The 12348-nt window shown below is 29.5% G+C and carries 10 protein-coding genes and 1 pseudogene; 8 read left to right on the top strand and 3 right to left on the bottom strand.

The genetic code is table 11. The annotated features are described in order from the left end of the window. The first annotated feature begins 564 nt into the window (after positions 1 to 564). The 4 genes from CUEA01_RS01630 (at position 565) to mscL (ending at position 6228) form a co-directional block, all read left to right on the top strand. Positions 565 to 2337, top strand: a complete 1773-nt coding sequence (locus CUEA01_RS01630) for a radical SAM/SPASM domain-containing protein (RefSeq protein ID WP_234117397.1) — start codon at positions 565 to 567, stop codon at positions 2335 to 2337. A gap of 36 nt (positions 2338 to 2373) precedes the next feature. Further along, positions 2374 to 3999, top strand: coding sequence for an ABC transporter ATP-binding protein (locus CUEA01_RS01625; RefSeq protein WP_234117396.1), 1626 nt, complete (start codon positions 2374 to 2376; stop codon positions 3997 to 3999). Beyond that, complete coding sequence (locus tag CUEA01_RS01620) at positions 3986 to 5638, top strand: ATP-binding cassette domain-containing protein (RefSeq protein ID WP_234117395.1); 1653 nt, start codon at positions 3986 to 3988, stop codon at positions 5636 to 5638. The genes CUEA01_RS01625 and CUEA01_RS01620 overlap by 14 nt, the downstream gene beginning before the upstream one ends. A 191-nt stretch (positions 5639 to 5829) precedes the next feature. Then, complete coding sequence (gene mscL, locus CUEA01_RS01615; protein ID WP_234117394.1) at positions 5830 to 6228, top strand: large-conductance mechanosensitive channel protein MscL; 399 nt, start codon at positions 5830 to 5832, stop codon at positions 6226 to 6228. Between the two features lie 68 nt (positions 6229 to 6296). Here mscL and CUEA01_RS01610 read toward each other — a convergent pair whose 3' ends face one another. Together CUEA01_RS01610 and CUEA01_RS01605 are read right to left on the bottom strand one after the other, a co-directional pair. After that, positions 6297 to 6914: a HutD family protein gene (locus CUEA01_RS01610; RefSeq protein ID WP_234117393.1), complete on the bottom strand. Its 618-nt coding sequence runs from the start codon at positions 6912 to 6914 to the stop codon at positions 6297 to 6299. A gap of 403 nt (positions 6915 to 7317) precedes the next feature. Beyond that, positions 7318 to 7968 (bottom strand): flavodoxin family protein, encoded by a 651-nt coding sequence (locus CUEA01_RS01605; protein ID WP_234117392.1) that lies wholly within the window; start codon positions 7966 to 7968, stop codon positions 7318 to 7320. Positions 7969 to 8074: 106 nt separating this feature from the next. Here CUEA01_RS01605 and CUEA01_RS01600 point away from each other — a divergent pair. Further along, positions 8075 to 8266 (top strand): annotated as a pseudogene (locus tag CUEA01_RS01600) (winged helix-turn-helix transcriptional regulator); the annotation flags it as partial. A 204-nt stretch (positions 8267 to 8470) separates the two neighbouring features. Continuing rightward, complete coding sequence (locus CUEA01_RS01595) at positions 8471 to 9496, top strand: HoxN/HupN/NixA family nickel/cobalt transporter (protein WP_234117391.1); 1026 nt, start codon at positions 8471 to 8473, stop codon at positions 9494 to 9496. A gap of 93 nt (positions 9497 to 9589) precedes the next feature. On the opposite strand, the gene CUEA01_RS01590 is transcribed toward CUEA01_RS01595, so the two are convergent. Then, positions 9590 to 9997 carry an MBL fold metallo-hydrolase gene (locus tag CUEA01_RS01590; RefSeq protein WP_234117390.1) on the bottom strand — a complete coding sequence of 136 codons (408 nt, stop codon included), beginning with the start codon at positions 9995 to 9997 and terminating at the stop codon, positions 9590 to 9592. A gap of 140 nt (positions 9998 to 10137) precedes the next feature. Here CUEA01_RS01590 and CUEA01_RS01585 point away from each other — a divergent pair, with 140 nt between their 5' ends. Both CUEA01_RS01585 and CUEA01_RS01580 read left to right on the top strand, forming a co-directional pair. Continuing rightward, on the top strand, positions 10138 to 11916 hold the full coding sequence (locus tag CUEA01_RS01585) for a M3 family oligoendopeptidase (RefSeq protein ID WP_234117389.1): 1779 nt from the start codon (positions 10138 to 10140) through the stop codon (positions 11914 to 11916). A 27-nt stretch (positions 11917 to 11943) separates the two neighbouring features. Beyond that, positions 11944 to 12195, top strand: a complete 252-nt coding sequence (locus tag CUEA01_RS01580) for a kinase to dihydroxyacetone kinase (protein WP_234117388.1) — start codon at positions 11944 to 11946, stop codon at positions 12193 to 12195. The last annotated feature ends 153 nt before the right edge of the window (positions 12196 to 12348 follow it).

The following is a 12348-nucleotide window of genomic DNA, read 5'->3' as shown; positions in this document are numbered from 1 at the left end:
GATTGACAAATTAATACAAAACAAGCTCCTAAAAATTAAAAATAATATATAAATATGTTAATTTATGATGAACGATTTTAGTATACAATATGGAAAAAAGTAGCTATAATGGGGATAATAAAACAATGGAGTAAAGATGTATAATTACATAGATAAAGAACAATAACTTAATTGGTATATAAATAAACTTAATTATATGATTTATAAAAGTTTTAAAGTAAAATTTATTGATTGCTTATTCATAAAGGAGATTTTCATATACTCAAGGTTGAAGGAAAAAATCCTTTTTGATATAAATTTTTACTAATAATTAAATTTAGATTGGTGAGAGGGGGGAGTAATATGAATGAAAACTGGGAAGCAATTGAAGTAGAAGAGTATGGACTTGATACTGACATGATTGAATTTGCCTGCTGTGGAAATGCCTGTGGCGGTGGAGGAGAAATGGAAAGTATGGAATAGCCATTTGCTTTCTTACTTAAAAAGTTGGTATATTCAAAAATGGAGAGGAAATGTTGTTTTGAACGTTTCCTCTTTATTATATAGAAATTGAGGTGAAAGGTTATGGATAAGGAAAATTTGTTTGTATATCATAATATGGTAAATGAGAAATCTTTATTATATGACAAATATTCATCAAAAAAATATATTATACCATCAACAGTTGCAAAGAGAATAGAGGAGGGTAATATAAGTAAATATGATGAAGAGAATATAAATAAAATATTATCAAGAGAACCAGTTAAGGATAAAGAAGGCAAGAAATTAAAGCAATTAAGATTGTTATTGACTAATAAATGTAATTTTAAATGCATTTATTGCTATGCTAATGGAGGAAATTATAATTTAGGACAAACTGCTGATATGAGTATTGAAACAGCAAAAAAAATTATCGAGTATTTTTATGGGAAATATCAAGAAATTAAGCAAATTAGTTTTTTTGGTGGAGAGCCATTGTTAGGGAAAAAAACAATAGAGTTTGTGTGTGAATATGTAACAAAGCTCTTTAAGGAAAATAAAATAGCTAAAATGCCAATGTTTTCAATGGTGAGCAATGGCTATTGCATTGATGAAGAGGTATTAAAAATAATAGAAAAATATAATATTAAAATGATAGTTAGTATTGATGGTCCAAGAAAAATTCAAAATTTGCAAAGACCATTAATAAATGGAGAAGAGACATATGATAAGGTGTGTAATAATTTGTTTAGATTGCGTAAACTGGACTCTTTTTCCATTGAGGCAACATATACAAAATTAGGTGAGGAGAATGGTTTAACAAGATATGATATTAGAGATTATTTGTCAAAAAAATTTAATGTCAGTAGGGTTATTGTAAATTCAGCTGCATCATATCATATTAATACTAAGGAAGATACTGATGAAAATAAATATTCGCCTAAGGAAAAACTAAATTATGTACAATATTTTAATAAGTTTTTTTCCAATTATCCTTATATTTTTGATGATTTTATTATAAGATTGATAAACGTTTATAGAACATCTCATTATATCGAAAATTTTTGTGATGCGGGTGTTTCACAGTTCACAGTTTTGATGACAGGAGATATATATCCTTGTCAGATTTTTCTAGGAGAAGAATCAAAAAGATTGGGAAATGTATTTCAGGACGATGAAGTAAAATCAATGGATGGACTTTGTAAATCAAAGAATGAAATTAAGTGTAAAAAATGTGGTGATAAGCGATTTTGCCAAATGTGTTTAAAAAATAATGTTGAAAAATTGCATTGTGATAATTTCAAGCAAGGCTTAGAGGTGTTTTATTCCAATATGAGTGACTTATACTTAAATAACAGGGAACGATATGATGAATTAATGCATGCATATAATATTTATGGCAAGTCTCTTAGAAAGGATTATGATGACGATAAGGTATTGGAGCTTGATTATAACAAATTATTGGAGTTACAAGCTTTATATCGTGGAAAGTCTACCGAGATTATTTCTTTATATGAGACAGAAGATGTGTCGGGAAAACAAGTTTTGAGCTCAAAAATAGAGATTCCTGATGGTGCATACATAACTACACCTGATAATGTGAGCATTGATTCAAGATTTTTAATTTCATCAGTGCTTGGTTGTAAGGAGAAAAATAAAGGAATAGCTATAGTTCACAATCATGGCAGAGGGCACCTTCCATCACCTAAAGATAGTAGTTCTGAAAGTAAAATAGTTATGCTTGGCAAAAAAGTAGGCATTAAATATATGCATTTTATTATTTATGACATGAAAGCTAAGACGGCAGGAATAAGGACACATTACATTGATAACGAAGAAGCTAGTGTTTATGAAACAGAGTCAAGATTAAACGGTTAAAAGGTGATTTAATTGAAGAAGTTACTTAATAAAAAAATGTATAAAGTATCATATATTAAGCTTACTATACTTATTATTGCATTATTATTTGATAGTTGTTTTTCGGTTATAGAAGCTTCTGTTTTAGAAAAGGCTGTCAATATTGCAGTTGGCAGCGTAGCTGGGGAATTACTACCATACATTGTGCTTTATATAAGCATTAGTGCTGTATATGCAATTAATATTTATTTAAAAGGTGTTTATACTTCTAAGCTCTCTCAAGGTGTTGTATATGATTTACAAAATAAGATATATGAAAAAATAATGAGAGTTTCAATTAAAGAATCTGATAGATATAGTGAAGGTGATTATTTAACCTTAATTACAGAGGACTCAGAGAATGCTTCTGATTATGTTTTTCAAGGTATTATTCCCATAGTTGGTGAAATTATACGAATTATAGTTGGATTTATTTATTTGATTAGGGCTTCTTTTTTAATAACTGTTATATTTTCTTTTTTCACAAGTATTTTATTTTTTGTCGTACAATATTATTCTAAAAAGATAAAGCAAACAAGTCTTTTTATACAAAAAATTGAAGGACAAAATAAAAATTTTTTACTTGAGAATAAGAGAAACCAAGAAATTATTAGAATATTTAATGCATTTGAAATAAGAAACATATTTTTTAAAAAATTGTTTGATAGCAAGAGCGAAAAAAAGATGAAAAATGCAATTAATAATGGAAAGTCCAGTTTTTTTTCAACATCAATTATTAATCTTTCAAATATACTAGTAATTTTTGTTGGCTTTTATCTTGTAACAATTAATTTGATGAATATAGGAAAGTTGACAGGTTTATATACTGTAATAGGAGAGTCCATACTATATCCACTTCTTAGACTGCCTAATAAAGTAGTAGAAAATTCTCAGAGGAAAGCATCTGTTACCCGTATTAATACAATTTTGAATTTAAAATCTGAAACAGAAGAGGTTTTGGATAGGGATACGAATAAAAAGAAAAAAAGCTTAAAGCTGATTGGAAAGAATATTAGCTTCTCGTATGATAAGGATAACGCAGTTCTTACTAATTGTGATTTTAAACTTGCTACAGGGGAAATTATATCATTGGTTGGAGAAAGTGGTTGCGGTAAAACTACATTAATTAGTATTATTCTTTTGCTAAGAAAATATGATTACGGTGAACTGTATTTAAAAGAAGATGAGCAGATTGTAAAAATAGCTAGAGATTACTTTGCGTATGTTCCGCAAGAAAATGCATTGTTTCCAGGGCTTACGGTAATGGAAAATTTAAAATTTGGGAATGACCTTGAGGTTCCTATTTACGAAATCCAAAAAATATGTAAAGAACTCAATTTGCATGACAGAATTCAAGCTTTAGAATTGAAATATGATACAGTTGTAGATACAAATCTTCAGTTTTCTGTTGGAGAACTTCAGAGATTTTCTATTGCAAGAGCAATCTTGAGATATAAACCTTTTTTAATATTGGATGAACCGTTTTCCGCCTTGGATGAAAATAATATTAAGTTAGTACAGAAGGTTCTTACCCAATTATCTAAAAATACTGGAATTATTATAGTATCACACAAGGAAGCTTCTATGGAAATTTCTAACCGCACTTATTTTATGGATGGAGGCTGTCTATATGAAAAAGAGTAACTCGATTTTTAAAATTTATGATGCTGTGAAACCTAATAGATTCCATAGATTATTAATTTATATATCTTCTATAATTATTTCGCTTTATAATTATATCATTGCAAACTGCATACAGATGCTTTTTCAAGGAAAGAATGAAATGAATAGTCATAAGATTTATCTATTTGTTATTAGTATAATTACAGTATTTCTTAATGCAGCTTCATATTATATTATAAAAAAAGTATCTGTTCAAAATACTTTAAGGGTTGAAAAAAAATTCAAAGATAGATTGTTGTTAAAGATGAATACTAATTATTATTTAAAGGTTGAGGCTTTGAGTGATGGAGAGTGGATGACAATTGTAGATTCGGATGTTAATAGAGTTTCTTGTTTTTATCAAAGATGTGTCATAAATGCCGTTACTGGTATAGCTGGATTTTGCTTGGCGATTTTGTTTGGTATACAGGTCTCTTGCAAGCTTACAATTATAATTATGGTTTTTTCAACGATTTCCTTTTTTCTTCCTAAAATAATTGAAAAGCAACTTATGAAAAATGCAAGTGAAATTCAAAAATTGCAGGAGCAAATAAGGCAAGGTATTCTTTTAACTTTTAATAAGCTTCCACTTATAAAATTATCCAAAGCATATGATATACTTCAAAAAAAGTTTAGCAAGCAGGCGTGTATTTACAGCCACGAAAAATTTAAACAAGCAAAAATGACGGCCTTTTTATCATCCCTTTTTTCTTTAATTACATATGTTTGCATGGCTGCTTGGATATTTATAGGGGTGTATTTTATATCAATTGGTTCTATGAAGATTGGAGGATTGCTTGGATTTATAACGCTTTCAAGTTCTTTTAATTGGCCATTGTATATTGCACCAATAATTCAAAAAGAATCTGTTCAAGCACAAACAAGCTATAATAGAATTACTAAGTTCCTTTTGGAAGAGGATAATTGCAATAAGTGTATATTTCAAAAATTTAAAGCGGACGAAAATAGTGATACTATAATAAAAGGCTATGATTTATCATTTTCTTATAAATTAAATTATGATAGTAAGGAAGAAAATTTGAAAGCTGTGTTAAAATATTTAGATTTCGATATTCATAAGAATGATAAAGTTCTTTTGGAAGGGGATAGTGGAGTAGGAAAGACAACGCTTATGAAAATAATATTGGGACTTTATCATCCATTGTCGGGTAGTATTTTTTTTAATATGAATTCAAATAGTGAACAATCATTTTCATATGTTCCTCAATGTAATAATGTATTTACTGGAACAATTCGGGAGAATTTGATTATTGCTAATTCAAAGGCTAGTGATGAGGATATGAAAAAAGCACTTAAAAAGGCTGCTGTACTTGATTTTGTTGAAAGTTTAGACAAAGGGCTTGATACAAAGGTTGGAAGTGGATATCGTGGATTATCAGGGGGACAAGCCCAGAGAATTTGCTTGGCAAGGGCATTCTTAAGTGATTCAAAAATTATTATGATTGATGAAGGAACTTCTGCTATTGATCCTAATAACAAGCGGGTTATTCTTGAAAGTTTAAAGGAAATAGATAAAACAGTTATTTTGATTAGCCATGATTATGCTACTCAATCAATAGCAAATAAATCAATTTTAGTTGGAAGCAAAGATATTGAATAGAAATATAAATTTAAAGGGTGCTCACTTAGTGCATAATTTATGCATTTTATGCTAGCACCTATTTTGTTTTAGTATAATAATTTATCTATATGTATATCATATTTTATAATAAGGGAAGGAAATGAAGGTGATTGCTTTCAATGAGTCACTTTTAAATAGGTATTTAAATCAATTGAAAGAAGAAGGATGCTATGCTTAAAGAGTTCAAGGAGTTTGCAATAAAGGGAAATGTAGTGGATTTAGCTGTTGGTGTTGTTATAGGTGGTGCTTTTGGAAAAATAGTCACATCTATGGTAAATGACATCATTATGCCAATATTAGGCGCTTTAACAGGTGGGGTTAATTTTACATATTTAAAGTTTGTAATTAAGGGACCACATGGGAACGTACCGGCAGTTACTCTTAATTATGGGAGCTTTATTCAAAATATTATTGATTTTTTAATTATTTCATTTTCTATTTTTTTGTTTATAAAGTTAATAAATAAGTTTAAGAAAGAAAAGAAAGCTGAAGCTGTTACAGAAGAAGTTAAACCATCTGAAGAGGTTTTACTGCTTCAAGAAATCAGGGATTTATTAAAGAATAAGTGAGTTTAATAAAAAATAGTATTTGGGGATTAAGGATATATAATAAGCTGATTTCTTATGCAAAAGTAATTTTAAGTTAGATAAATTATACTTACTACTATATTAGTAATTTCTGAAGTATTGTTAGAAAGCATAAATTCATGAGTATATCCTGAATTTACACAGTTAATTAAAATCAAATCATTTTTAACAGTTTCAAAAGCTTTACCATCAATATTAGAATTAAATCCACCATTTACAGTGTAAAAACAAATTGCAACTAAATTTTTATTTGATGGAGTTTTATATTCGAATTTTAATTGGTTATAAGGACTAATATTAAGATGAAGTAATTCACCATCATAATTTCCCATAGTCATTAAATTAAAAACAGAAGCTTTGCCATAAGTTTTAGTTTTCCAATCACCCATAAATTTGTCTTGCTCAAAGGGATTAAGTAGTTTTTTGTATTTACCTTCATGGTCGAGAGTTATCATTCCTTCTATAACCATGAATTTGCGTGAAACCTTTGGCAGGCTGCTAAAGGTAGATTCTGCTATGTCAATTTTAGCAACTCCTAACCTCCATAAAAAATTTCTACTGGCAAAATCAGAATTTAGAGGATATGTTGTCAGTTCTGTAGCCATGCCTCCAGACCAAAAGGTTGGCTTGTAATTTTCTTGCCTTAATAATTTTACATTATACTTCATATGCTAATCAGCCTCTTCTTCTATATTATTTATGTTCATTATATAGAAAGATATGTATAGAATCAATACTGCTTATGGAGGAACTACTTGAAATGTTGAAATTACTAATATCAAATGTATACTATTAAATTACAATTTTTGGAGCAGAGTACAAAGTACAAAGTACAGAGTACAAAGAAGGATGATTTGCCTTTCGCGTTGCTTAGGTAAATCTTAAACTTAAATGGTGTCAGCTTCGCTGAACGCCATGTATGGCGCGATTGCGCAGCAATAAAAAAAATAAGTTTTGAGATTTTTCGTAGCGATAGTGGAGAAAAATCAACCATCACTCTACTCTCTACTCTTTACTCTCTACTCTGATTCAAATTGTAATTTGCGAGGAGAAGCTTGGTATTTGCAATTTTTATATGTTGGATTGTTCAACTAATCGTATTCCCATATCAAATGCATTTTGACAGTCCTTGGGGAATTGTTCTTTTTTAACTTTTCTCTTTTTCTTTTCATCAAATAATGGTGCAACATATTTTGAATAATCATCAAATTGATACGTATCATTAGCAATTAAAGCCTCAAAAGAACCAAATGTTTTCTTTATATATGTTTCAATAGATTTAAGTTCGGCTTCATATCCAGCTTTAAATTGATCGCTGGTTACATTCATTGTATAAATGAATCCAACAGGTATTTTCCTTTGAAAAAGACTTGAATGATCGTGGTCATAAACTAGGTATTGAAAAACAAGTCTCTCTAGGAAAGATTTCATAGCTCCAGTAATTGAGTGCAAGTATATTGGAGAACCAAGAATAATTGCATCGGCGGTTGAGATTTTTTCAAGAATGGGTGCCAAGTCATCTTTTAAGGCACATTTACCGTAACTTTTACCATTTTTTAATTTACAAGCAAAACAACTTATACAACCCTTATAATTTAAATCATAAAGATGAATAAGCTCTGTTTCAGCACCATGTGAAGCTGCTCCCTCCAGTACATTATTAAGGAGAGTAGCTGTATTTTTATTTTTCCTAGGACTACCGTTAATTGCTATTACCTTCATTAATTTTACCTCCATTTGCATGTTTAATAACTTTATGTTATGAATTATATATCATTATAAAAAAGTAAGTAAGTATGCACTTATTTGTTATATGCTAACAAGGAAGAACTTAGAGCCTATTTCACATAAGACATTAAGTTCACAGTTAAAAGAATTAGAAATTAGCAATTTAATTCATAGAGAACAGTATAATGAAGTCCCACCTAAAGTTGAATATTCCTTAACAGAAGAAGGAATGACATTAATACCGATTCTTGAGTTTATGAGTAAATGGGGTGATAAACATATTAAAAAATAAATTACTATTTACAAGTTAAGGTTATTATAGTATTATTAACTACATGCTGCGAGAGCATATATTTTGTATAATAAAATTAAATACATGTATTACTTTTAATAGATACCACGAAGGTTGATTAGTATATGCTTATCAACTTTTGTGGTATTATTTTTGATTTTTAATATTTTATATGTTAGAAGATAATAGAGGAAGGATGGTTTTATGAATACTAATAATTTTCGTTGGAAAGCAGATGCAATAAAGTATGGATCATTTGTAATGTTTATATTTGTTTGCGGATTGATATTTCTTTCAACTGGAGTTTTTAAATTTCCAACACTTCTTGGAATGGCAGTTGTATCTTTGACTTTTGGACTTGCACATGCATTTGATTGTGATCATATAGCATGCATTGATAATATGACTAGAAAACTTGTTCAACAGGGTGGAAAAACTAGAGGAGCTGGATTTTTCTTTTCATTAGGTCATTCTACGGTAGTTATCATTATGGGAATAGTAACAATTTTTGCAGTTAACTGGGCAAAGAAGGCAATGCCACAATTTCAAGCGGTTGGAGGTGTGATAGGTACTATTATTTCAGCAATATTTCTTCTGCTTCTTGCCATTGTTAATTTCATTATGTTAAGGGATATAATAAAAACTTTTAAAGAAATGAGAAATGGTACATATACAGATGAAAGTCTTGAGAGATCAGATAAAGGTCGTGTAAATCGTGCAATAAATCATTTGCTTGGTATTGCTAATAAAAATTGGCATATTTATATTATAGGTTTTTTATTTGGGCTTGGATTTGATACAGCCACACAAATAGCGGTTTTGGCTACATCAGCATCTGCAACAGCTCAAGGGATACCATGGACTGCCGTTATAGCTTTTCCTATTCTATTTACTTCGGGTATGTGCCTTATGGATACATTAGATGGTTTCTTTATGTCTACAGCATACCAATGGGTGCTTACTTCACCATTGAAAAAAGTATACTATAATATAACTATCACTAGTCTTTCTATACTAGCAGCGGGAGTTATAAGTATTATAGAAGTTGGACAGGTGTTTGCGCAAGAAGAAGGTTTAAATAGAGGCTTTTGGGCTTGGCTACAAAACTTAGATTTTGGTGTAATGGGATATATTCTTGTTGGAATGTTTGCACTAGTTTGGATTGTATCCTTAATTGCTTGGAAAGTATTTAATCTAGATAAAAAAGAGGATTCTATGATAGATTCTTAACCATAATGACAAATTCCAATTATAAGTTGGTTCGCAATAATTTTAAGTTACGTATTAAATAATCCTAGTGCGACAGCCCCATTCGTGTCCCATCTATACTTTTACCTCAGGATTATTTTTAAGAAACTGCATAATTCTTTCAAATGATCTTTGTACAAGTGTCACATCTGAACCTGAAGGACCAACGCCTTTCTCCATACTTAAACTGATACAGCATGCATCACCAGCTATAAGAATTGGATGTTCTTTTGCATTGACCAAATAAGAAGTATGCCCTTTTGTATGCCCTGGAACAGATACTTCCTTGTCTTTCAATCCTGAACAAGCCGGATGTTTTAGATTTATTGCAGTTGAAAGATGGGTTTTTAACTCACCTGAATATATTAACTTTGCGGTTATTGCAGAAGAGCTTTTAAGAAATCCATTCTTGTTTAATGTTTCTTCAACATTAGGGTCATAGCTGTAACTAGAAAAATTATATACTTGACGCGTATGTATCAACAGGTATATTATACAAGCAGTTAATTATAAATCCATTAATAACATACTAAGTAAAAACACTGGGAGTGGTTTAAATATGTAGATAAAAATTAGATGAAGCCTTAAAGTTAATAATGTTTTTATAGAGGAGATGTTTATTAATGGATTTAACGTGGAATTTAAATAATATCTATACCTCATTTGATTCTGAGAATTTTAAAAATGATATGAAACAGCTTGATAATTATATAGAGCATATAAAAAAAGCAAATGAGAATAACTTTGAAAATTATGCAAATGCGGCATATAAAATTGAAGAATTTTTAAGACTTATTAATGAATATAAAAAAATATATTTTAAGATATCTACTTACGCATATTTAATTATGAATGCTGATTTTCAGAATATTGAAGCGGCAAATATTTTTGATGAGGTTGAGGATAAAAACTCTGAACTAACTGAAGTTTTTATAGGCTTTAGCAGATGGCTTATAGAACTTAAAGCTTTAGATGAAATAATGGATAAAACGGAATATATATTAGAACACAAATTTTATCTTAAAGAACTTTTGCTAAAATCAAAATATTTATTAAGTGAAAAAGAAGAATTAATTATTTCCAAGATGCAAAATTCAGGCTCTAGAGCTTGGGAAAAATACTATATGGAATTAATATCAACTACCACGGAGGATATTACCATTAGAGGCAAAGTACAAAGATTAACGATTTCTGAACTGAAAAATATGATGTATGATGAAGATAATTCTTTAAGAAAGGCTGCTTATTTTAAAGAAGCTGATTTATGTAAAAGTATATCAAAAGCCTGTGCTAAATGTATAAATGGAATTAGCGGTGAAGCAATAACTGTCTATGAAATGAGAGGATACAAATCACCATTAGAAAAAGTACTCATTAATTCAAGAATGGATGTTGAAACTTTAAATGTTATGATGTCGGCAATAAAAGAAAGTTTGCCGATGCTTCGTGAGTTTTATAGAAAAAAAGCTGAAGTATTAGGATATAAAGAGGCGCTTCCTTTTTATGATATATATGCCCCTATTGGAGGTAACAACACTAAAGTATCATATATAGAAGCTAAGGATTTAATAGTATCTAGTTTTGAAAATTTCAGTGAAAAACTTTCTAACTTTTCAAGAAAGGTTTTTGAAAATAAGTGGATTGATGCTGAAGTAAGAAAGGGCAAGGGTGATTTTGGATTAGAAGTAGATGTTTTCCCAATACAAGAAGCTCGCATAATGACTAATTTTAATGAAAAATTTATTGATGTTAGCGTATTAGCTCATGAGATAGGACATGCATATCATGGTTCTAAATTTTATACACAAACAATGCTGAATACTGAATGTCCTACACCTATTGCAGAAACTGCGTCGGTTTTTTGTGAAACTATATTAAATAATCGATTGATTGAAAAGTTGCCGGTTGATGAAGCATTAACAATTTTACAAAGTAGTATTTCTGACACTTTGTATTACTTAGTAGATTTTTATGGTCGTTATTTATTTGAAAATAAGCTATTCGAAAAAAGAAAATCTGGTGCTTTATCTGTTGACGAATTAAATGAGTTAATGGCTAATTGCATGAAGGAAGCCTATGGAGACAGTATTGAAATAGAAACTATTCATCCTTATATGTGGATGAATAAGGCTGGATATTTTATGGCTGGTAATGAATTTTTAAACTTTCCTTATTCCTTTGGGGTATTGTTTTCAAAAGGTTTATATGCTGAATTTATAAAGAACGGACAAAGTTTTGTTAAACAATATGATATATTTTTAAGTGAAACAAGTACGAAGAATATTGCTGATGCTGCAAAAATAATGAATATAGATGTTCACTCAATAGACTTTTGGAGAAATTCATTAAAGCTTATTGAAAGTGATATTGAAAAATTTATAAGTTATACTTGTAAACTATGATGTGGAAATGATAAAGGAGAAAAAAATATGCTTGAATACAAATTTGATACACAATTATTAATTGAAGGACATGATCTTTCCGAGGACAATATCAATGAATATATCACAAAAAATATTGAAGGTGACTGTTTACTTGCTGTTGGTGATGAAGAAATGATCAAAATTCATTTTCATACCAACATACCATGGAAGGTACTTGAATATTGTGCTTCTTTGGGCGAAATTTATGATGTTGTTATAGAGAATATGGAACGTCAAGCCAATGGACTTAGGGGATAATAGTTAAATATTGCGAAGCAAAGTGTAGTGCAAAATCAAAGAACCTTTGGCAGGTGTAGAAAAATGATGTTAGTGAATAGCGGCTCAAAATCCTAAATAAAATTAATAAAATTAAGCGGCAAATTTTTCAAAGCTTAAGAGCTTTCGATAACT

Origin of the sequence: Clostridium hydrogenum, assembly GCF_021432385.1 — a bacterium.
Lineage (GTDB): Bacteria > Bacillota > Clostridia > Clostridiales > Clostridiaceae > Clostridium_S > Clostridium_S hydrogenum.
This window is presented reverse-complemented; position numbering and strand designations above follow the sequence as displayed.